Raw genomic sequence first — 23,026 nt, 5'->3', positions numbered from 1 at the left:
AGAAGATAATGGTTATTATCTTCCTTATTCTTTTCTTAGTTGTACTCTTTTGAAGATTTTTCTAATAATTAATAGTTTTGATAGGATCGTCGTCAATAACCGTTTCTGTTTGTGTACCTCTTGGTACACTCATCCTATTAACATTTCCTCCAAAAATATTTGATGGTTTTTCCAACCTTACCACTCTAAACTTTTCAATATTTAATTTCTTTTTTTTCATAATTAACTTAAATTATTATCATTCTACAATCGTAAAAATACTCACAAAAATCATATTTCTCTAAAAAAGCCACTCTAAATTTATAAATACCGTGTATCTTAACTACCCTTTGTTCAATTCTTTAATAAAATAAGAAGGTTTTATTCCTTTTAAGTTATAGAATGCTTTAGAGAATGACTCGGCATTCTTAAAACCTACCTCATGAGCTAATGCTTTAACCGTATACTTCCTGTAAGTTTTGTTTTCTTTCAACTCTTCAATTATATACTCTATCCTAAGTGTATTTAGATAATTTGAAAAAGACAGTTTTTTGTAATAGTTTATAACCTTTGAAAGATAGCTCGTATTTGTTTCTAAACTTTTAGCTAGAGAATTAAGGGTTATATCTTGTTCAAGATACCGTTTTCCTTCTTCAAAACTTTTTAGTTTTTGAAGTATTTCATCTATCTTCTTTTGGGGCAACGCCAATTCTTTCTCTTTTTCTCTTTTATCTTTTTTAGTTGTCCTTAATTTATCTTTTTTAGTTTCCTTTAAAATTTCTTGAAATCTTTTTTTATACACTTTTCTCTTTTTAAAATTATATACTCCAAAAAATATTGCGCTAAATACAAGTATAATTGAAAACAAAAGCAACCAACCTTGTAGTGTATTTTCTTTTTTTAAACTTTTAACTATTTCCTTTTGTTTAAATAATAGTTTGGGAGTATCATACTCTTTATTAAAATAATTGGTGATAGACTTATAATTTTTACTGAAATATTGATCTAAATCCAATAGTTTTCTAACATAAACTAGTTCCTTTTCTGGGTTGTCTTTTTCCCTATAATATTTAATAACAAATTCGTAACCTTCTCTCAAATCAGGATGAATATCTTTAGATAAAAAATAAATGCTATCCACTTTCTCAAAATAACTCAAAGCTTTCTTTTCATTATTTAACTTATCGAATGATTTTCCTAAATAAAAGTTAGCATAAGAGAGGTTAGCTAAGTCCTTTGCTTTAATAATTTCCGGAATAGCCAAATTAATACTATCAATAGCTGTTTTATAGTTTTTATCCCAAAATTCAATTACACCTTTTTCTAACCTAAAATAATTTTTAAATAACTTTCTATTATTCTCAATACTTTTTGCATAGCCTATTGAACAAAAGTACCTTGCAGAATCATTTTTTTTATTCCTTAAATAAGCATCAGATAAAGCAAACAAAATAGAAAGATGGTAGTCAACATATTCTTTCTCATAATTATTTCTTTTATTATATGAGTACACCTCCTTAAGTAACATCAAATATTCTTTATTCTTATTATATCTCGACTTCAACAATCCTAACCTATGTTTTATAATATTTGAGTATTTTTCGTTACTTGTACTTTTAACTGCTAAGAGATAATTTTCTAAGGACTTATAAAAAAGACGGTTTTTATAAAAATAATCACCCTTGTTAAAGTAAGCTGTTACTGGAAAAAATTCTGTTTTTACAAGTTTTGTAGATTCAATTATACTGTCATTATAACCCAGAAACAAACTATCGTTGCTTTTGTTTACAATTGATAAATAATGAAAACCTTTTGCCATTTTAATTGTATCTTTTTTTGACTTCGCCTTTTGTAAATATATTTTTGCTATACTCAAAGACAATAAAGAATCTTTTTTATGCTTATGAAATAAGTTTGACAACTCTTTGAATCCTTTTATACTTAAAGAATCTTTGTTTTGAGCATTAATGTCTAAAATTAAAAAAGACAAAATAGCAACGGATAAAATATATCCTCTTTTATATTGTTGTTTCATTACTCTACTAATTTCCTTTTACATTTCTTATACAAAAAATCATATACTACCATTTCATACATTCGTTGCTTGCTTTTAAATATTCTATTTACAGACATGTGAATCAAACTCGCTACTAAACCATCTAAAGAAACCAATAACTTTTTCTCTACTGCTTTGGTTTTGAAATTTTTTATAACTTCTTTTTGTAGAGTACTTAACACAACCCACTCTGTATTTAAAGAAACTCCAGTTACTTCACTATACATCACATTCATTTCTTTTTTCATCTTCTTATCAGCATTAAACTCTCTTTGAAATTGATTTTTATATCGTTCTAGAAACAACAACTCTTCATGTTTTGAAAAGTTGAAAGTGTTTATAATTTGCTCTAGGTATTTAAGTGTGTAAATAAACCTGTACTTATCATCAATCGTTTGTTCAATAAGACCTAAAACTGTTTCACTATCTCCGTAAAAAAAAGTTTCTGCATCGGCAATCGTGTTTTTCCCATAACGTTCCAATTCTCTTTTATAAGTTCCTAATTGAATATCCCAAACTTGTTTGGTTTCAATAAAAGACGCTATATATTTTTGAAATTCTAAAACAACACTCCCAATACTCTCTGTATCATTTAAATGAAAACGAATGCGTAAATGGTTGTCAGGATCGGTATAACGAATAAAAAACCATTTATCTATAATTTTCTTTTCAAAAAGAACTCCTACTAAAGGTTTTACACATTGTAACAACACATTGTCCGCTACTTCTTTTCCACAATATACTTTGTAGTACACCCACTTTTCTCCTGGAAAAAAATTTCTTTTTATTACAACTTCCATTTTCAACAATTAGTTTTATTGTTATAAAAAGATACTACAAATTGATTGCAAAAAGACATCCCTTCTCTCTTTACAAGCTCATCATCAGTAAATAAAAACTCTTCTAACACAAAGTTCTTTTTTCTTTTAACTACATTGTATAACATTTGAACCGCTGTCTTATTTTCTAAATAAATAAGTAGTCTGTTGTCCCCTTCAACTAACTCAACATAATTGGGTAATTGCAATTCCTTTTTCCAATTGACCATTTGTTTAAAAAAGTCTTTACTTTTTAATATTTCACCTAACTCATCAGTTTGAAGGTTCCATCTAGCTTTAGAAAAAATAATATCTTTATATACTACTCTTGGTAAAAAAGGTAGGTTTAAAAAAGTTGCATTCCAACTAAACCCTATACTAGCTCTTTTATTTTGGGTTTGTAATTCGCACAAAAAATGGTAAATCGGCAATGTACTATTGCTATAATTATGAGCATTCCCTAATCTTGGAATTACTTCTTTATTTAATTTTTTTGAAAAAAGCGTAATCTCATCGCCTTTTACTGTAACTAAAATGTCGCTTAATGGAATTTGCTTTTTTTTATCTACACTAGACTTCCCTAAATAAGGGATTTCATAATCTCTAAAATTAGGACGCTGTAAGATATTTCCTGTTCTAGCCTCTGGCAAATGGACTATTTCAGCTATGACTTTATCCTTTTCAATGTTTTTTTCCGTTTTAGCTATATTATTTATGTGTTGTGACAAGCCTTCGCTACCGTGACCAAACCTGCCTAATAAATTTATAGCACTGCTACCTCCAGTTCCTTTTATAAACAGTTTTTCTTCACCTGAACTCTTAAACACTTCTATAATTGATGAAAACGTATCGGGCAAATCGTCCCATCTTTCTTCTATACTTTCAAAATCTTGCTCCGTTAATTTAATTGTAGTTTTTCCTTCAGTCAGTACCTCAAATAACTTCTCTTGTAAAATACTATCTACATCTCTCCAAACTATATGTTTATATCTTTTCTTTTTGGGAGTGTTTACAATTTTATCTAAAAAAGGAGTGTTGTTTTCTTCTTTTTTTCCATAACCAATACCTGTTTCAACATCTAATACTAAACTTAACGGTAACCTTTCACCTTCGTAACGTTTTGTATAAGCTCTTTTAAAGTCTTCTAGCCTTCCACTTGTGGAACGCAACGTCATTTTATTAAAAACTCTTAACGCTTTGTATAGATTGTTTTTAAGTTTTCTATCTAGTTTATTTTCAATTGTGTTTGAAAAGGTATCCGTTTGGAATAAGTATTTGGTATCTTTTTTTGGAACTACCTGTTTGCTTAGTTCCTCAATTACTTCATATCTAGATGCTGGGTTTTCAAAAGAATCATCTATCTTATTTAAATGATTTGATAATTCCATGAGTTTATTTTTAAACTCTTTATTCTCAGAAATCTCAAAAACTTTTTTTATTAAATTAGAAAAGTAATCGCTTCCTGTAACAGTAACTTCAAGTTCAGACACCAAAATCTGATGCTCTATTAACTCTTCTATAAACCCTTTTGCTTCTATTAATTCAATATCATCGCTAACAAGTACTTTTGCTAACGCTGTAATTGTTTGTCCTTCTTTTGCAGCTTTGAGCACCTCATCTAAATATGTAGAAAACTTAATTCCTTCAATTGAATACTCTCTTTTTTTGTTTTGTACTATATACTCAACATATCTGTAATGTTCTCCTACTTTATACAAACTTGTGTTCGGAAAAAACAGTAATTGTTTTCTAATTTCATCTTCTTTTAACAATTCTAGAAATAGTTCTGCTAAAAAAGTAGTATCAAAACGAGTAATTCTTTTGTAGTCTTCTACTGCTGCTAATTGAATTGATGTTTTATTACTAAAACTTCCTTGAGAACAAGAAGCAAATAAACCAAAAGGAGTACAGCGAGTAGCTATTCTTGTAAAATATTTTAATATTGTTAGCTCTAACCTTTCTTTTTTCTTCTCATCAAAAACTTCTTGATTTTTCCATTTCTGAATTTGCCCTACTAATTCAGGAGAAGCTAAAAATAAAGCCTCTTCAAAAATTTTGTTTTGCAACAAATTTCTAAAATCAGATTCTAAAACCTCTTCCTTTTCTATTAAAGTTCTATAATCAGAAAAAGAAAACAATGGAGTTCTTAAACAATAAGAATCAAAAATTTTATATGGCATTCTCTTCTTTTGAGTCAATTTTTTAGTGTCTTTATCCCTGCAAATGTAGTTATTATTAAAACAAGCTCATAAAACAGCTAAACCCTTAAAAAACAAACACAAACTAACAAAATTCTAACTCGAAATTTATAAATAACGTCCATTTTTTTATAAATCTCGCTATATATGAATTTTTTACTGCATTTATTTTGCGTTGGTTTGCATTGTATTCGTAGACAGGGAAAGTTATACGTGAAAAAGAAAAACCACCCCTTTATTTTTACTTTTTGTTCTCATAAATAAAGGGGTTTTATTTTAAAAAAGTTATGAGCAAACAAATATTTCCTAAAGAAATTATTGAAAACAGTACTGAAGTACATCAATTTAAGCACACCAATAAAAGCAAAATTATTTATAGTGTCTTTTTAGTAGCTTTAATAATTACTATAGCTTCTTTACCTTTTATTAAAGTAACTATTTATAATACTTCACAAGGACTTATACGCCCAGATAAAGAACGAATTTCTTTACAAAACAGCACTAGTGGTAAAGTTATTTTCCATCAACTTAAAAACAATCAAGAAATACATGAAGGAGATACCTTATTACTGGTAAACAATTTAGCTATTACTCAAAAAATTGAAAACATTGAAAGTCAGACGCATGAAATTAAAGCTTTTATTGAAGATTTAGAGTTTTTATCTAAAAGCAAAAAACAAGTAACCCAAATACAATCATCAAAGTATCAACAAGAATATAATTTTTACCAACAAAAATTAAATGAGTTACGTACTCGCTTTAAAAAACTAAAAGATGATTATAAACGGAATCAACAATTATTTAAAAAAGGAGTGATTGCTAAAGTTGAATTAAACAATAGTCAATTAGAGTACGATTTGGCGCTGAATGCTATTTATCAATATAAAAAGCAACAGTCGAGTACTTGGCAATCACAATTGGTAGACTATCAAAATCAATTAAAAGAGCTAAAAAACAATCATACTCAACTACAAGAGAATACTAATTTATCAATCATAAAAGCTCCTGTTTCGGGTACTTTATTAAATGTGAAAGGAATTGAAAAAGGAAGTTTTATTCCTTCTGGTACACAACTCGCTGAAATATCACCAAAATCAGATCTTATTGTTGAGTGTTTTATAAGCCCAAGTGATATTGGATTGCTAAAAAAAGAAAACAAGGTAAATTTTCAAGTAAGTGCCTTTAATTATAACCAGTGGGGGTTGGCAACAGGAAACATACTAGAAGTAGGAAACGACATACAAATGGTAAACGATACGCCCATGTTTAGAGTAGCATGTTCTTTAAACCAACGTTTTTTAACATTAAAAAATGGTTTTAAAGGTCAGCTAAAAAAAGGGATGTTGGTAAATGCTCGTTTTGAACTCACAGAACGCTCTTTATTTGACTTACTCTACGATAAAATGGATGACTGGTTGAATCCTAGCACTCAATTATCACATAACAATTAATAACATGTCAGTTTGAGTAGTTTTTGGTGGTTTCGACTTCGCTCAACCATCAAAGATGGTATTGATAACTCACTAAAACATATAGAAAAAGAAAGAAGTATGAAAAATTTAAAAACGTTAGAACGCTTACAACAACTGCACAACCTAATTACAAACGAAAACACAGGAACACCTAAAGAATTGGCTAACTTATTACAAATTAGTCAACGTTCTGTACATCTGTTAGTAGAACAATTAAAAGATTACAATGCAAATATCTGTTATAGCAGAAGTAGAAAAACTTATTACTATTGTGATGATTTTGACTTACAAGTATCTATCTCAGTAAATGTATTAACGAATAACGAGGTAACCCAAATATTTGGTGGTAGTTACTTTTTACAAAATAATTTACACATCGCAAGTTAGTTGCAGTGAACAAGGCTATACTTGTAGTATCAAAACAAACAAATAGGTGCACATATTTAGGTTGGTTTTGATATGGATTGTGATTTTTTATGTTATCCCTATTTAGGTGATTGAGCGTAATCGAAATCACAGTCAAAAACAGATATTAATTAAAAAATTAAATTTTATGAAAAATTTAGAAAATTTTGGGGTTCAGGAATTGAACGCTGGAGAAGTTAAAAAAGTTCAAGGTGGCGGTTGGTTAGCTTATGCTTTAGGTTTTTTAACTGGTGCAATGATAAAAGCAGGAGAAGGATTAGAAAGATCTGGTTTTAATAGTGCTGGAGCAAATAAATAAGAATAGTAATTTAAAAATAACTAAAATGAATATTAAAAAAATGAATGTTATTGAATTAAATTCAAATGAATTTAAACAAGTAAATGGAGGAAATTGGTATAGATGGGGAATAACTTTATTAGGAGCAATGATTAATGATGCTCAAAATAATCCTGATGACTTTGAGGCTGGCATGGCTTTTTGGGAATAAATCAATCTTTTACATTAACAAAGAACGTGTAATTTTTGTACGTTCTTTGTTATGACACACCCTATGTCATAATTATATCTTTTTCAGTTTTTTTTGGGGAGGGAGGGGGAAATAGCATATTTTTTTGTAAAAAAGGTAGTTCTCCATTTATAACAATAGTGATTTTACACTTTTTATATAAAATTACTGTTTATTTCTTTGAAAAAACATATTTCAATATTTTAATTCTTCACCGCAATCGAATTGCACTAAACACTCCTTTCTTTGTCTTTCTAAATTGAAAAAGAATGGCAAAAATTACCATAAAGCAACACGATATTACTGACTGTGGTGCTGCTTGTTTAGCATCTATCTCAGCACATTATAAATTACAACTTCCCATTGCGCGTATACGCCAATATGCAGGTACCGATAAAAAAGGAACCAATGTATTAGGACTCATAGAAGCCGCTGAAAAATTAGGTTTTGAAGCCAAAGGAGTACGTGGTGAACTCGATAGTTTGTTTAAAATACCTAAACCAGCCATAGCCCATGTAATTGTTAGAGAACAGTTACAGCATTATGTGGTTATTTATGAAGTGACTAAAGGGTACATTAAAATTATGGATCCTGGTGATGGGAAAATCCATAAAAAAACACATGAGGCCTTTTTAAAAGAATGGACAGGTATTTTGGTCTTACTCCTACCTAAAGAAGAGTTTTCAGCAGGTAATGAAAAGGTGTCTGTAATCAAACGTTTTTGGTTTTTACTAAAGCCTCACAAGTTTGTTTTGTTACAAGCTTTAATAGGTGCTGTTATTTATACCCTCTTAGGTTTTTCAACATCCATATACATACAAAAAATTACAGATTATGTATTGGTAGGCGGTAATACTAAGTTATTGAACTTACTCAGTATTATAATGCTTGCGCTACTAGTTTTACAAATTGTTATCGGGGTGTATAAAGATGTATTTTTAATAAAAACAGGGCAGCAAATTGATGCTCGATTAATTTTAGGCTACTACAAACATTTATTAAAACTACCACAACAGTTCTTTGATACAATGCGAGTCGGTGAGATTATTTCTCGTATTAACGATGCTGTAAAAATTAGAACTTTTATCAACGGAGTGTCGCTAAGTTTAACAGTAAACATTCTTATTTTATTTTTCTCTTTTGGTTTAATGTTCATGTATCATTGGAAATTAGCTTTAATTATGTTGTTAGTTATTCCTTTTTACCTAGCTGTATATATTATTATTAATAAACTAAATAAGAAAACAGAACGTACGATAATGGAACGCTCTGCCGATTTAGAAAGTCAATTAGTAGAATCATTAAACTCAGTAGGTACTATAAAACGTTTTGGTTTAGAAAGTTTTGCCAATATAAAAACAGAAACACGTTTTATAAGTTTATTACACATAGGTTACAAATCGGCTTTAAACTCAGTTTTTTCTGGAACTTCAACTACTTTTATCGCACAGTTGTTTACTATAGTTTTATTATGGAGTGGGTCTTATTTTGTAATTGAAAGGCAAATAACTGCTGGTGAGTTGATGTCTTTTTATGCTATTATAGGCTACTTTATGAATCCTGTTGCTAGTTTGATAGGTGCTAATAAACAAATACAAAATGCTTTAATTGCTGCTGATCGTTTGTTTGAAATTATGGATTTAGAGCGTGAAGAAAACACAGAAAAAGTAGTTCTTACAAAAGAAAAAATAGGAGATATTGAGTTTAAAAATGTAGCTTTTCGTTACGGAACAAGAGTACAAGTTTTTACAGACTTTAATTTAAAAATTAAAAAAGGGAATATTACCGCCATTGTTGGTGAAAGTGGCTCAGGAAAATCAACCTTAATTTCACTGTTGCAAAACTTATATCCTATCCAAAAAGGACAAATTACACTGGGGGATTTAGACTTAAAATATATTCAACATGAAAGTTTACGGGAGTTAGTAAGCGTAGTTCCTCAAAAAATAGATTTATTTGCAGGAAATGTAATTGACAATATTGCTGTTGGTGATTTTGCTCCCAACATGGAATTAATTATTGAAATTTGTAAGTCTATAGGTATTTTAGAGTTTATTGAAAGTTTACCTAATGGTTTTGACACCTATTTAGGAGAAAACGGAGCTACTTTATCTGGCGGGCAGAAACAACGAATAGCTATTGCTAGAGCTTTGTACAAACAACCTGAAATACTCGTTTTAGATGAAGCAACCTCATCTTTAGATTCTACTTCAGAAAACTATATTCAAAAAGCTGTAGAAAGATTACGCCAAGAAAACAAAACCATTATCATTATTGCTCATAGATTAAGCACTGTAATTAATGCTGATGAAATTGTAGTCCTAAATAAAGGAAACGTCTTAGAGCAAGGAAACCATAAAGAACTATATGTTGCTGAAGGAAAATATTACAATTTATGGCAACAACAAATGCCTCAAATAGAATTAAACAAAAAAGCTCATCAAATTTGATGAGCTTTTTGAGGTGTCGAGCGGATTCGAACCGCTGTAGATGGTGTTGCAGACCACTGCCTAGCCACTCGGCCACGACACCTTATATTGATAAGGACTGCAAATTTACAGCTTTTATCTTTTTTTGCAAGCTTTTTTTACTTTTTACGCACTTCTGATAAAACAATTGCAACCTCAGCAACATTTCCGCCAATTGGTGGGTTAATTTTTGCTACGCTAACCTCCGCTTCATCAACAAGTTGTATTTCTTTAAAAATTCTACTTAAAATTCGTTGAGCAACATGCTCTAGTAATTTAGAACGAATTGCCATCTCTTCTTTTACAATTTTATTTAAATGCACATAATCTACCGTATCAACCAAATTATCTGTTTTTGCAGATGTTTGTAAATCAGCTTTTACTTCAATATCAACTCTATATTCCGAACCGATTCTTGCTTCTTCATCTAAGCATCCGTGATTTGTAAAAACACGAATGTCGTTTACACGTATTATTCCCATACCGCAAAAATAGTAATGTTTCTTTATTAAGTTGTGTAAATTTTATTTCAAAAAAAGAGAAAAACAGTTTTGTTTTTCTCTTTTATAATCTCTTTGTTAAAGAACTTCAAATGTTTGACTTAACTCACCCACTGTTACTTTATATTTCCCTTTAGGTAAATAATACTTGTTATTCTTTGCTTTTTTTACCTTAGCTTCTTTGTTTTTCTTTAAGTACTTTTTTCTTCCTTTTTCAGAAAAAGAAACATCGTACACTACTTCATTAAATCCTTTTGTTGCTTTAGCCTTTATAGTATTTACCAAAACTTTACCCGAATATATTTCTAACACAACTTCTTTATCTGCATTTACATAAAAAGGAATTGTGATTTTTGGTGTATTTGGTTCTAACCATTTACTCCAAGAACTACCCCAAGATTTTCTTTTCTTAATATCCTTCATACTGAAAATAGCTTCTTTGTTATCAAATTCTTGTAAAGAAGTAATATTCGCTTTGTACAAACTACGCCCATGCGTTCCTACTAATAAATGTTTTGCTTTAGGTTGAATTACTAAATCGTGTACTGCAACATTTGGCAATCCGTTGCTAAAAGCTTCCCATGTTGAACCTTGATTGAAAGAAACATACAATCCGTTGTCAGTTCCTAAGTATAGGACATTCTCTTTTTTAGGATCTTCCTTAATCACATTTACCGCAGAAGCTGGAATATTACTACTTATATTTTTCCATGTTTTTCCATAGTCATCAGACATGTATACATACGGTGTAAAATCATCAAAACGATATCCGTTTAACGTAACATATACACGCTCTTTTTTATATTTTGAAGCTATTACACGACTTACCCATAAATTTTGGGGTAAAGAATTAGAGATTTTCTCCCAATTTCCTCCTCCGTTTTTAGTTACTTGTACCAATCCATCATCAGTACCTACGTAGATTAATCCAAATTGAAATGGACTTTCAGAAATAGTAGTTAATGTTCCGTAAGCTACATTTCCTTCCTTTTCTCCTTTGGTTAAATCTCCAGAAATTTCTTCCCAATCATCACCTTTGTTTAAAGAACGGTGTAACTTATTTCCTCCTAAATATAAAATATCTTGATTGTGTTTTGATAGCTGAATAGGAGTTTGCCAATTGAATCGATATGCTGGTTTATCTTTTTTTGGTTTCGGCTGAATATAGGTTTGCTTTCCTGTTGCTCTATCAATTCGATAATAGTTTCCAAATTGATACCCTGTATACACAATATTCGGATTTCTGTCATCAACAGCAACCTGCATTCCGTCACCTCCCATTAAACTTTCGTAAGGATTTTGTCCTGTTTGATGCCAGCTTTTGTCAATTTTTGCATTGTGGTTTCCTACCCAAACTCCGTTGTCTTGTAATCCTCCATATACCTTGTACACTTCTTGATTATCCGCATATACGGTATAAAATTGCCCAACTGCTGGCTGATTTAACTTAATCCAGCTTTCACCATCATCATATGAAATATTTAACCCACCATCGTTTCCATCAATTAGGTGTCCCTGTTTTTTAGGGTTCACCCATAATGCTTGATGATCGGCATGTACATTTTCTTTACTAATAGATGTAAATGTTTTTCCACCATCTTTCGACTTTAAAATTGGAACTCCCAATACATAGATTCCATTTTTGTCTTGAGGATCAACACGAATTTCTCCAAAATAATACCCATACGAATAGTATAAATCATCTAAATGCCCTTCATGTGTTTTTTTCCATGTTTTTCCTCCATCAGTAGTCTTAAAAACCTCCGCTCCTATTACTGGAGTATCAAATAACGCTGCATTTGCATCTTTTAAATAACCAATTAAATCACTTGGTTTCATTTCTCCCGGACTTGAGCGAATGATTTGCTTAATATTTTCTGCACGATATTTTTCTTGAAGACCATTCATTTTGATATATGAATTCAATTTTTTGTCTTTCATATTCAAAAGTTCATCTGCCGAAATTGATGCAAGCTCCTCTTTTGTTAAGGCTCCTGCTCCCTTCTCTTTCTTAGCAGGATCTTTTTTTCTTCGGAATTGACTATCGTGAAAAGCATATACCGTGTTTTCATCATATACTGCTAAACCAATTCTTCCTACTCCATCTCCATTAGGGAAACCATTATTATCAGAAATTTTAGTCCATGTACTCCCAGCATCTGTTGATTTATAAATTGCAGAATTTTTTCCGTCTCCATCAAAATTCCATGCTTTACGTTCACGCTCCCAAGCAGCAGCATATAAAATATTGAAGTTATTTGGTACAGGTTGAATATCTATAATTCCAGTATTTTCATCAATAAACAAGGTTTTTATCCAGGTTTTTCCTCCATCTGTAGTTTTAAAAATTCCTCTTTCATTGTTTGATGAATATAAATGTCCTATTGAACCTACTATTACTTCATCAGGATTTTTTGGATTGATTAAAATTCGTCCAATATGATGTGAATCGAGTAACCCAACGTTTGTCCAAGTTTTACCTTTATCGGTAGATTTTAAAATTCCGATTCCTGCATACGATGATCGAGAAGAATTATTTTCTCCTGTACCAACCCAAATTGTTCCATTTTTCCAATCTACAGCAATATCGCCTACGTTTTGTGTAGGAGAGTTGTCTAGAATTGGAGTAAAAGTTGTTCCGTTATTATCAGTATGCCATACTCCTCCTGAAGCATAACCTACATAAAACTCTGTAGTATTTACTGGATTTACATCAATATCCACTACACGCCCACTCATCACTGTAGGTCCTATATTTTTAAAGGGAATATTTTTTACTGTAGAAGTTAAAGTTAATGCTTCTTTTTGTTGTAAAGCTTGTTGTATTTTCTCTGCAGATGTAGGTTGCTGTGCAGCTACTGTAAACGGAAATAAAGCTATTAAAGCTTTGGCTAAGGTTCTCATTATAATTTGGTTTAGAAGAAGTGAAAATACTGTAAGCAAAAACTATTTCAAAAAAATTAACAGAATATTGAGAGACTTCTTTTTGAAGTTCTTGTCAAACAAAAAAATTAGTAGCTTTGTTTAACCTCAAAATTTTTAGGTTATGACTATTTTTATTCTTTCTGTTAGTGACCAGATTTATTCAACACAAAGAATATATAAAGAGGCAAGTCGTCGTGGACATAAAGTTGAAATTATAAACCATTTAAAATGTTTTATAAAACTTGGCGATGGTAAACCTGCTATTCTATACAACGGTAAAAATATTATTGATATTCCTGATGTTATTATTCCTCGAATAGGTCTTTCAGCCATGAAACATGGAACAACAGTTGTAAAAGAGTTTGAAATGAACGGAGTATATAGTACTGCTAGTTATTTAGGTATCGTTGATGCACAGAACAAAGCTCGTACTTTACAAATAATGAGTAGAAATGGACTTCCTATTCCGCAGACTGTTTTTTCTGTTGACGCTGAAAATATTGGTGAGCAAATAGATTTATTAGGTGGTTCTCCTGTAATTATTAAGCTACAAGAAGGAACACATGGCTCTGGAGTAATTTTAGCTGAAAGCAAAAAATCTGCGATGTCTATTATTGATACTATGCACGGAACAAATACCAGTATTTTACTACAAGAATTTATTCAGGAAAGTAACAGTGAAGATATTCGTGCTTTTATTGTAAATGGCAAGGTGGTATCTTCTATGAAACGTAAAGGGCTCGAGGGGGACTTTCGTTCTAACATTCATAAAGGAGGTAGCGGACACAAGGTTACATTAACTCCCGAAGAAGAAGAAATAGCTATTAAAGCAGCTCAACACTTAGAACTTCCTATTGCTGGCGTTGATATGATTCGATCAAAAAGAGGACCTCTATTAATTGAAGTCAACTCAACTCCTGGCTTACAAGGAATTGAATCCTACACCAAAGACAATATTGCTAAAGTTATTATTAAATTTTTAGAAGAAAAATGTTCGAACAAAATTTTAAAAACGAAATCATAGAAATTCGTGGACAAAAAATTGGTTTAGGCGAATCTAAATTAATTAAGATTCCAATTGATAGGTTACCTACAGGTACTCTAATAGAAATTCCTGTGTATATTTTTAATGGTAATCAATTAGGTCCTACTATTCTACTACAGGGTGGTCTACACGGAGATGAAGTAAATAGTATTGAGTTAGTCAGAAGAATGTTAATTGATAAATCGTACAAAATTCACCGAGGTTGTGTTATCGTGGTTCCTTTACTTAATGTGTTTGGCTTTTTAAATATGTCGAGAGACATGCATGGTAAAGATGTAAATCGTAGTTTCCCTGGTTCAAAAACGGGTTCTTTAGCTAGTAGAATGGCGTATTATTTAATGAAAGAAATTACCAATAATGTAGATTTTGCTATTGATTTTCATACGGGAGGTGAACAACGAAATAACTTCCCACAAATACGATACACTCCTGAAGATAAAAAAGGAGTTCAACTAGCCAATATTTTCAATGCTCCATTTATGTTTGGCTCTAAACTTATTCCGAAGTCTTTTAGAAATCAATGTTATAAAAATAATATTCCTGTAATTGTTTATGAAGGAGGAGAATCGTTAAGGCTTGAAGAGCATGCTATTAAACAAGGTATTAACGGAACACTTCGTGTTTTAAAACATTTTAAAATGATAAGTGAAAATATAGATATACCTAAAAACACTACTTCAATACACATTAATAAACATAAATGGGTTCGTGCTAAAGTAGCTGGCTTATTTACTTCTGTTGTTAACAATGGTAATCAAATAATAAAAGGACAAATATTAGGGTATATTATGGATACCTATGGAGAAACAAACTTTTCCGTAAAATCACCTTACGATGGCTATATCATTGCTAAAAATAATTTTCCAATCATTAATATGGGAGATGCTTTATTCCACATAGGGAAACCATAACAACTTTTCTTAATTGTTGTTTTTAGTTCTCTCATTAAATCAGTTATATTAATATAGAAGCATCTTAGGTAAGGCTTTTTTTATTTATAGCCGAAGCCCAATAAAATAGCAGTACCTTTGCTGGCTCATAGTAGTATTTTCTTTAAATACTACTGAAGAATTATATATGACATTTACATCGTTAGGTTTATCAAAAGCTTTAGTGAAAGCTATAACCGAAAAAGGGTACGAAACTCCCTCTCCTATTCAAGAAAAAGCAATTCCCGTTATTTTAGAAGGTAAAGACGTATTAGCCTCTGCACAAACTGGAACCGGTAAAACAGCAGGGTTTACTTTGCCTATTTTACAAAACATATCAGAAAAAAAGAATCCGAAATACCGTCCAATTAAAGCATTAGTGCTAACTCCTACAAGAGAATTAGCAGCTCAAGTATATGATAATGTACGCGAATATAGCACGCATTTAAACATTAAATCTACCGCTATTTTTGGTGGTGTAAAACCAAGTTCTCAAATAGCTACTCTTAAAAAAGGAATAGATATTTTAGTAGCTACTCCTGGTAGATTAATTGATTTACATGAACAAAATCAACTTTCTTTAAAACGTGTAGATGTTTTGGTTTTAGATGAAGCCGACAGAATGTTAGACATGGGGTTTTTACGAGATATTAAAAAAATCATCTCTTTTTTACCTCAAAAACGTCAAAATTTATTGTTTTCGGCAACTTTTTCAAAAGAAATAAAAAAATTAGCACAAGGTATTTTACACAACCCGGTTTTAGTTGAAGCAGCTCCTGAAAATACAACTGCCGAAAAAGTAAATCAGAAACTATACAAAGTTCCGAAGAGTAAGAAAACGGAATTGGTTGGTCAGTTAATTTCAAAAGGAAACTGGAGCCAGGTATTAATTTTTACTCGAACCAAGCACGGTGCTAATAGGTTGACTGAAAAACTAATTAAACGAGGAATTTCAGCAGCAGCTATACATGGTAACAAAAGTCAAGGAGCAAGAACCAAAGCTCTAAAAGGCTTTAAAGATAATTCTATCAGAGTACTGGTAGCTACCGATATTGCTGCTCGTGGATTAGACATTCCATTATTACCACACGTTATTAATTTTGAACTTCCCAATGTTCCTGAAGACTATGTACACAGAATTGGTAGAACAGGAAGAGCTGGTGCTAGTGGCGAAGCAATTTCTTTGGTCGCACAAGAGGAAGAAGCTTATTTAAAAAGTATTGAGAAGTTATTAGGGCAAAAAATAACTATTTCTGAATTAGAAGGTTTTGATTTATCTACCATAAAAGATGAAGTAAAAACAGAACGACCAAAGCAGCAACCTAGAAATAAACCGACTAAAAAAACACTTAAAACATCTTCTAATTCAAAGAAAAAAGTGTCAACAGAAAACACTAAAAAACATACTCCTAGAAAACGAAATAATCGTAATAGAAGAAATAATAATAAAACATCTCGCTAGCAATATTATTTCTTTAATTATTAAGTGTTTGAAATTTCGTTACTAAAAAACTTCTATGTTAATTCTTTGAAAAACTAAAGAAGTTATTAAAATATTAGATAAAAAGCCTATACCAGATTAGTTGAGTTAAAATCAATTATCAATACAATTTATTTCAAAGGATGCTGTAAAAAGCATCCTTTTTTATACTTTTAAGCTAAAAATTTATTTCCATAAATGGATGCTTCTAAAAAAGCTATTACACAGCACATACAAAACATTATAAATAATGAAGTCTTAAATATGTTAATTCCAGAAATTATTGACTGTTTTAAAGAGTTTTCCTTATCTAGAAATGATTTTTTTGTTAAAAAAGGAAACGTTTGTTCCTATTTTTGTTTTATAGAAAGTGGCATTTTACAACATGCTGTCTCGGTTTCAGGAGAAGAAAAGACCACTTATTTAGCTTTAAAAAATAGTTTTACCTCATCATTAAAAAGTTTTTTACAACAAACTCCTTCTCCTAAAAACATTAAAGCTTTGAGTGCCTGCAAGCTTTGGATTATTAACATAAGTGATTTTAAACATTTAATGAAACATAATAAGGCCTTTTATCAGTTTTATTACAACTTAGTCGAACATCAAATTTTTTTGATTGACGATTACCGCATTGATTTACTGACTTTAACTCCTGAAGAGCGTTATAAAAAACTACTCGTAAACGAACCTAAACTACTTCAAGAAGTTCCACTACATTATTTAGCTTCTTTTTTGGGAATTTCTACTCGCCATATGAGTAGAATTCGAAAAAACATAAATTAGCGCCAAATGGCTAATATTTGCATAGTTTCTTTCCGTATTTTTGAGGGAATCTTATCAATTTAATTGAAACATTATGAAGTACGACGCAATAAACAGTCAATTATTTATAAAAAACCGTAAAAACTTCATGGCTCAAATGAAGCCTAGTAGTTTAGCTATTTTTAACTCAAACGATATTTATCCTGTAAGTGCCGATAGCACGTTACCTTTTGAACAACACCGTGATATTTTCTTTTTAAGTGGTGTTGACCAAGAAGAAAGTATATTAATTTTATTTCCTGATTGTCCGAAAGAAAATCTACGTGAAGTACTATTTTTACGTGAAACTAACGAGCATATTGCTGTATGGGAAGGTGAAAAACTAACCAAAGAAAGAGCATTAGAGACTAGCGGTATTAAAAACGTATACTGGTTACAAGACTTAGAAAAAGTACTGGCTGAAATGATGGCTTTAGCTGATACGGTTTATATCAACACGAACGAACATTACCGTGCTAGTGTTGAAACTGAAACTCGTGAAGCTCGTTTTACTAAATGGTTATTAAACAAATATCCTGCACATTCAGTAGCAAAAAGTAACCCAATTTTACAACGTTTACGTTCGGTAAAAGATCAAATCGAAATTGATTTAATTCAAACGGCTTGTGACATTACTGAAAAAGGATTCAGACGTGTGTTAGACTTCGTAAAACCTGGTGTTTGGGAATATGAAATAGAAGCAGAATTCATTCACGAATTCATCAGAAATCGTTCTAAGAAATTCGCTTATACCCCAATTATTGCCTCTGGTAACAATGCAAACGTATTGCACTATATTGAAAACAACCAACAATGTAAAGCAGGTGATTTATTACTGATGGATGTTGGAGCTGAATATGCTAACTATTCTTCGGATATGACTCGTACCATACCTGTTTCTGGTCGTTTTACCGACAGGCAAAAAGCGGTATACAATGCTGTTAACCGTGTAAAAAACGACGCTACTAAAATGTTAGTTCCAGGAACTCTTTGGGCTGAGTACCATGTTGAGGTTGGTAAATTAATGACTTCGGAATTATTAGGTTTAGGGTTATTAGACAAAGCTGATGTGCAAAATGAAGACCCTAACTGGCCAGCATACAAAAAATATTTTATGCACGGTACTTCTCACCACATGGGCTTAGATACGCATGACTACGGATTGTTACATGAACCAATGCAAGCAAACCAAGTATTTACAGTAGAGCCTGGTATTTACATTCCTGATGAAGGTTTTGGTATTCGTTTAGAGGACGATGTTGTTGTTCAAGAAAATGGTGAGCCATTTAACTTAATGCGCAACATACCTATTGAAGCTGACGAAATAGAAGATATTATGAATAAATAGTATCATTTCCCATATTTTAAAAACGTCATTAAAATTTCTATTAAAAGGAGTTTTAATGGCGTTTTTATTTTACTACTTTTAGCATTTAAAAATCATTATGATGACTACCTATATAGAAATGGTTGGAGTATGGCAACTAATTTTAATCTTAATTGTTTTACTTGGAATTATTCCAACAGTAATTGCGCTTATTGATATTTTAAAAAGTAAATTTAAAGGAAATAATAAAATTGTCTGGATTCTCGTTGTTTTATTAGCTAACTTTTTTGGTGCTTTTTTATATTTCCTAATTGGAAGAGAACAAAAAATAAAAGAGTGAACAAAAATCCTTTACCATGAAAACCCTACTTTATATATTCGCTTTTGCATTGATTTCTTGTGCTTCAACTCAAATAAACAAGATTGATAATTCCGATTTGGTCGGAACATGGAATTGGACCAATACTGATGGTGGTTTTGGAAACCATATTCATAAAACTCCCGAAACACTCAACAAAAACGTACAATTAACCTTGTTGAAAAACAATCAGTTTTCTATATCAAAAAATGACTCCCTCATTTCAAAAGGTACATACACCCTAGAAATGAAAAAGGCAATTTATTCAAATAAACAAGAACGTTTTATACAACTTTCCAACGATCAGCAATTTTCAGGAATTGTCCTCTCAGGAATTATTAGACTCATAAAACCAAATACTTTAGAAATTTCTGACAATAACTACGATGGACTTGGAAGTAGATTTGTAAAATTGAATTAAAAAACCCGTAAAAACGGGTTTTTTATTATTAATCAATTATTAAAACACTACTCTACTGTTAAGGTATATTGAGGTGTTGGATTAAGCGGACAAAAGTACACGTACTCCCCTTTTGTTAAAGTTACTTTTTTAGAGCTTGACTTACTGTTGTTTTTTACTAAAGAAGTTACATACGCGTTTTTTATATGATGCTTTTCTTCTGTTTTTCCTTTTGGCGCTAATACAAACCCTACATCGTGTCCTACGTTCTTGTTTGAAATTTCAAAAACATAAGTTCCTTCTGAAAGAGTTAACGATTTTTGAGTGAATTTTCCTTTTGTTTGCTCTAAAGAAATGGTTTTTGCTTTTTGCGCATTTGCTGTAAATGCAAATCCAACTAATAATACTAAAATAGCTACTACTTTTTTCATTTTTATTGATTTTTATGATTTTACTTTTTATAGATGAATAGCTCTGTAACCTAAAACCCCGTAACTACACTTTGTAAATAAGGCTACAAGAGCTATTCGTTTTTTATGCATTTTGTGTGAATTTTCCTGCTTCTACTTTTGGAAAATCAACTTCAGTTTCTGCTATATGATTTACATAGTTTGTTAAGGTGTTGGCTACAACATTTAATACAATTTCTAAAATATCTCCGTCGTTATACCCAGCTGCTTTTACCTCAGCTATTTCTACTGAACTTACATTTCCTTTGTTTTTTGTAACACTTTGTGCAAATTTTAAGCCTGCTTTGGTTTTAGCATCAGAAGCCTCTGCTTGTCGGTTTTGTTCAATTTCTTCCTCTGACAAGCCATTGTTTTTTCCTATTGCCGTGTGTGCTGATAAACAATAGTTACATTCATTTTCTTCTGCTATAACTAATGCTAATTGCTCTCTAAATTTGTTTGAAAAATTCCCGCTTCCATTTAATTCTCCCAAGCTTAGATAGCTTTGTAAAAGTGCTGGTGAATTTCCCATTACTTTAATTAGGTTTGGAATAAATCCTAACTTATTTTGAACTGCATCAAACAGTTCTTTTGATTTTCCTGTTGTGGTTTCTGGGTTTAAAGTTTCAATTCTTGTACTCATAATTTTACTATTTTAAAGTTGTCTTTTTAGTTTGTTTTTTCACAGTTACATAATTCTCTTTCAGGAAACTGATCATCGTATTCTTGATATCCCCAACAATTAGGGCATTGGTTAATTTCTGTTCTCATAATTCGTTGTTCTTGAATTCTGATACAAAGGTGCGACAGGAATAGACCTTAAAAAATGGACAAAGGTTCTTAAAACTTGGACAAGCTATTTTTGCTAACATTTTTCTTACAAAAAACTAGCTTTTTATTTATGGTTTCGTAAAATACAGGTAACGTAACAACACGTTTATAGTAGTACTTTTAAGGCGTCGAAAAGGTTGTTTGTATTAGTGTAACAAAAAACTTTATTAGTTGTGTAGTTTACCACGCATTGCGTGGTTTTTTCTTTTATAAGCTATAGCTTCTTTTAAATTGTTTTGGCGATTGCCCTGTAGCTTTGGTAAAAAACCGAGAAAAGTAGGCAGGATCATTAAATCCTAAATCAAAAGCAACTTGTTTAATAGAATCATCTGTATACAACAACAGTCTTTTTGCTTCGGTAATAATTCTGTTTTTTATAAAGTCGCTTGGAGTTTCCGTTCCTATTTTTTGAAGGTGTTTTGTTAGTGATTTTGGTGATAAGCCTAACCGATAAGCATATCCTGTAACTCGGTGTATCTTTTTAAAATTTTGCTCTACCAATAGGCTAAAATCTTTAAAAAGCTTGGTTTCTACACTCTCTTTTACAACATCTTTTTCTTTTTTTATTCGTACTGAATATACAATAAACTGTTTTAAAAGCGATTGTAGCATATCGTATTGGGCTGTTTCTTCTAACTCAAACTCTTCTTTTAGGTTTTGAAGAATAAAATCTAATTTTTGCGTTTCTTTTTCTGAAGGTACTACAAAAGGTGTTTCATATATATTATTAAACAATACTCCATTACATGATACCTCTGCATCGTGTGTTTGAATACAATAAAAATCTCTTGTAAAACTAAGTTGATAGGCTTCTTTAATTTTTTCGGAATCTACTGAAAATACTTGTCCTGGTGATAAAAAAAATAATACTCCATCTTCAAAAGAGTAACTTTTAAAATCGATATTATACTTACCTGTTCCTTCTTTTATCCAAAATACTTTGTATTGATTTATTTGCTGTGGTGAGTTTACTACACATGATTCTTCAAACTGAACTGTTTGCAACGAAAAAATATTTTGATAGGAGTAGTTTTGAATATCTTGTACCGCCATTTATACATAGTTTTATTGTTTGTCGAAAAAAATAGAGAGAGCTGACAAGTTTTTTAAAAACTTAAAATTCGTTTTAATACCCGAATAGTTTATTGTTCGGGTATTAAAACGAATTTTTAACTTCTATGGTTGAAAATTAATTCTTTTAATTCAACAATCGATACCCTACACCTACATTATGAGTAGGTTGATTGAGTTGGTTGATATTTAATCGGTAACTAGCAAACCATTTTCCTTTTCGGTTGTATTGCAGTCCGAAACTAAGGTTGTCAAAGGTTTGTGGATTTCCTCCTATTTCGGTAAAGAGATACAAGCCACTTCTGTAGGTTTTTGGATGCTCAATCGTTTTGGTAATAGTTATTTCTCGGGGTACTTTGAGTTTATACGATAACTGACTATCTAACAATTTTCCTTTTACCAAATCGTAGTTATAAATTTCTATATCGGCATTCTTTAAAGTATCTCGGTATATTTTTGCGGCTACATAATCGTTAGTGTCTTTGATAAAAATGGTGTCTTTTACAATCTTGGTGACATCATTTTTATGGACATACACTTTTTGGTATTTAATGGTTTGTACCTTAAACGTATCTATTTTGGTTTGCCAAACGGTGTCTTTTACTACGGTTATTTTTGGGGTTTGTGGGTTTGTTTTTTGATATCTCTTAGAAAAAAGATTGATAAATAACAGCACTATAATGACACCCAATAATAACCTGTCGGTTTTATGATTAAAAAAATTCATGCTATTTTGTTTTAGGGTTTATACCTTTTACAACTTGAAATTATAACTGGTATTAGAAAAATGTTTGTCAGTTCAAAGAGCGAAGAATGAGTGACGAAAAATCTCTTAAAGATGAGATTTCTCCTCATATCTCGTCGAAATTGTAAAGGTTAACTAATTCGTTGACAATTTTGGTTAAAAATATTAGGAGCCACACCATTTAAACTTTGGTGTGGTCTTTCTTGATTATAATAATAAATATATTGTAATATTTCCTCTTT

The 23,026-nt window shown here is 30.9% G+C and carries 22 protein-coding genes and 1 tRNA gene; 12 read left to right on the top strand and 11 right to left on the bottom strand.

Features of this window, described 5'->3' with window-relative positions; all coding sequences use genetic code 11:
• Window positions 1–61: 61 nt before the first annotated feature.
• From ABMY20_RS13660 to ABMY20_RS13645, 4 genes are all read right to left on the bottom strand, one after another.
• Entirely contained in the window at window positions 62–220 is a 159-nt protein-coding gene (locus ABMY20_RS13660; RefSeq protein ID WP_349265566.1) for a hypothetical protein, read from the bottom strand.
• A 102-nt stretch (window positions 221–322) separates the two neighbouring features.
• Window positions 323–2,014, bottom strand: a complete 1,692-nt coding sequence (locus tag ABMY20_RS13655) for a helix-turn-helix domain-containing protein (RefSeq protein ID WP_349265565.1) — start codon at window positions 2,012–2,014, stop codon at window positions 323–325.
• Complete coding sequence (locus tag ABMY20_RS13650) at window positions 2,014–2,835, bottom strand: thiopeptide-type bacteriocin biosynthesis protein (protein WP_349265564.1); 822 nt, start codon at window positions 2,833–2,835, stop codon at window positions 2,014–2,016. Before ABMY20_RS13650 ends, ABMY20_RS13655 begins: the two co-directional genes overlap by 1 nt.
• 2 nt (window positions 2,836–2,837) lie before the next feature.
• Window positions 2,838–5,033, bottom strand: coding sequence for a lantibiotic dehydratase family protein (locus tag ABMY20_RS13645; protein WP_349265563.1), 2,196 nt, complete (start codon window positions 5,031–5,033; stop codon window positions 2,838–2,840).
• Between the two features lie 305 nt (window positions 5,034–5,338).
• Between ABMY20_RS13645 and ABMY20_RS13640 the strand changes: the two genes are divergently transcribed.
• From ABMY20_RS13640 to ABMY20_RS13620, 5 genes are all read left to right on the top strand, one after another.
• On the top strand, window positions 5,339–6,502 hold the full coding sequence (locus ABMY20_RS13640; protein WP_349265562.1) for an HlyD family efflux transporter periplasmic adaptor subunit: 1,164 nt from the start codon (window positions 5,339–5,341) through the stop codon (window positions 6,500–6,502).
• Window positions 6,503–6,514: 12 nt separating this feature from the next.
• Window positions 6,515–6,910, top strand: a complete 396-nt coding sequence (locus ABMY20_RS13635) for a DNA-binding protein (RefSeq protein ID WP_349265561.1) — start codon at window positions 6,515–6,517, stop codon at window positions 6,908–6,910.
• Between the two features lie 166 nt (window positions 6,911–7,076).
• Entirely contained in the window at window positions 7,077–7,247 is a 171-nt protein-coding gene (locus ABMY20_RS13630; RefSeq protein WP_253679208.1) for a hypothetical protein, read from the top strand.
• Between the two features lie 40 nt (window positions 7,248–7,287).
• A complete protein-coding gene (locus ABMY20_RS13625) occupies window positions 7,288–7,437 on the top strand; it encodes a hypothetical protein (protein WP_253679209.1) in 150 nt (49 codons plus the stop codon).
• 287 nt (window positions 7,438–7,724) lie between these two features.
• The gene (locus ABMY20_RS13620) at window positions 7,725–9,905 is read left to right on the top strand and encodes a peptidase domain-containing ABC transporter (RefSeq protein WP_349265560.1); all 2,181 of its coding nucleotides are present in this window, start codon (window positions 7,725–7,727) and stop codon (window positions 9,903–9,905) included.
• 11 nt (window positions 9,906–9,916) lie between these two features.
• Here ABMY20_RS13620 and ABMY20_RS13615 read toward each other — a convergent pair.
• From ABMY20_RS13615 to ABMY20_RS13605, 3 genes are all read right to left on the bottom strand, one after another.
• Window positions 9,917–9,987 (bottom strand) — tRNA-Cys (locus ABMY20_RS13615).
• Between the two features lie 55 nt (window positions 9,988–10,042).
• Window positions 10,043–10,405 (bottom strand): dihydroneopterin aldolase, encoded by a 363-nt coding sequence (gene folB, locus ABMY20_RS13610; RefSeq protein WP_047788131.1) that lies wholly within the window; start codon window positions 10,403–10,405, stop codon window positions 10,043–10,045.
• Window positions 10,406–10,501: 96 nt separating this feature from the next.
• A complete protein-coding gene (locus ABMY20_RS13605) occupies window positions 10,502–13,327 on the bottom strand; it encodes a glycosyl hydrolase (RefSeq protein ID WP_349265559.1) in 2,826 nt (941 codons plus the stop codon).
• A 142-nt stretch (window positions 13,328–13,469) separates the two neighbouring features.
• Between ABMY20_RS13605 and ABMY20_RS13600 the strand changes: the two genes are divergently transcribed.
• From ABMY20_RS13600 to ABMY20_RS13570, 7 genes are all read left to right on the top strand, one after another.
• The gene (locus ABMY20_RS13600; RefSeq protein WP_349265558.1) at window positions 13,470–14,372 is read left to right on the top strand and encodes a RimK family alpha-L-glutamate ligase; all 903 of its coding nucleotides are present in this window, start codon (window positions 13,470–13,472) and stop codon (window positions 14,370–14,372) included.
• Window positions 14,339–15,304: a succinylglutamate desuccinylase/aspartoacylase family protein gene (locus ABMY20_RS13595; RefSeq protein ID WP_159488769.1), complete on the top strand. Its 966-nt coding sequence runs from the start codon at window positions 14,339–14,341 to the stop codon at window positions 15,302–15,304. The genes ABMY20_RS13600 and ABMY20_RS13595 overlap by 34 nt, the downstream gene beginning before the upstream one ends.
• A 166-nt stretch (window positions 15,305–15,470) precedes the next feature.
• Window positions 15,471–16,784 (top strand): DEAD/DEAH box helicase, encoded by a 1,314-nt coding sequence (locus ABMY20_RS13590; protein ID WP_349265557.1) that lies wholly within the window; start codon window positions 15,471–15,473, stop codon window positions 16,782–16,784.
• Between the two features lie 216 nt (window positions 16,785–17,000).
• Window positions 17,001–17,585 carry a Crp/Fnr family transcriptional regulator gene (locus tag ABMY20_RS13585; RefSeq protein ID WP_073182406.1) on the top strand — a complete coding sequence of 195 codons (585 nt, stop codon included), beginning with the start codon at window positions 17,001–17,003 and terminating at the stop codon, window positions 17,583–17,585.
• 73 nt (window positions 17,586–17,658) lie between these two features.
• A complete protein-coding gene (locus ABMY20_RS13580) occupies window positions 17,659–18,951 on the top strand; it encodes an aminopeptidase P family protein (RefSeq protein WP_073182405.1) in 1,293 nt (430 codons plus the stop codon).
• 97 nt (window positions 18,952–19,048) lie between these two features.
• A complete protein-coding gene (locus ABMY20_RS13575; RefSeq protein WP_231128365.1) occupies window positions 19,049–19,270 on the top strand; it encodes a PLD nuclease N-terminal domain-containing protein in 222 nt (73 codons plus the stop codon).
• 16 nt (window positions 19,271–19,286) lie between these two features.
• Window positions 19,287–19,709: a hypothetical protein gene (locus ABMY20_RS13570; protein ID WP_047788124.1), complete on the top strand. Its 423-nt coding sequence runs from the start codon at window positions 19,287–19,289 to the stop codon at window positions 19,707–19,709.
• Window positions 19,710–19,756: 47 nt separating this feature from the next.
• Here ABMY20_RS13570 and ABMY20_RS13565 read toward each other — a convergent pair whose 3' ends face one another.
• The 4 genes from ABMY20_RS13565 to ABMY20_RS13550 form a co-directional block, all read right to left on the bottom strand.
• Window positions 19,757–20,119, bottom strand: a complete 363-nt coding sequence (locus tag ABMY20_RS13565; RefSeq protein ID WP_073182403.1) for a cupredoxin domain-containing protein — start codon at window positions 20,117–20,119, stop codon at window positions 19,757–19,759.
• A 103-nt stretch (window positions 20,120–20,222) separates the two neighbouring features.
• On the bottom strand, window positions 20,223–20,780 hold the full coding sequence (locus ABMY20_RS13560) for a carboxymuconolactone decarboxylase family protein (RefSeq protein WP_173360493.1): 558 nt from the start codon (window positions 20,778–20,780) through the stop codon (window positions 20,223–20,225).
• A 395-nt stretch (window positions 20,781–21,175) separates the two neighbouring features.
• On the bottom strand, window positions 21,176–22,021 hold the full coding sequence (locus ABMY20_RS13555) for a helix-turn-helix domain-containing protein (RefSeq protein WP_073182401.1): 846 nt from the start codon (window positions 22,019–22,021) through the stop codon (window positions 21,176–21,178).
• Window positions 22,022–22,166: 145 nt separating this feature from the next.
• Complete coding sequence (locus tag ABMY20_RS13550; protein ID WP_349265556.1) at window positions 22,167–22,766, bottom strand: hypothetical protein; 600 nt, start codon at window positions 22,764–22,766, stop codon at window positions 22,167–22,169.
• Window positions 22,767–23,026: the final 260 nt, after the last annotated feature.

The organism is Tenacibaculum sp. SSH1-16, assembly GCF_040104435.1.
In the GTDB taxonomy this organism is placed as follows: domain Bacteria; phylum Bacteroidota; class Bacteroidia; order Flavobacteriales; family Flavobacteriaceae; genus Polaribacter; species Polaribacter mesophilus.
The sequence above is the reverse complement of the archived record's forward strand: the minus strand, read 5'-3'. Positions and strand labels throughout refer to the sequence as shown.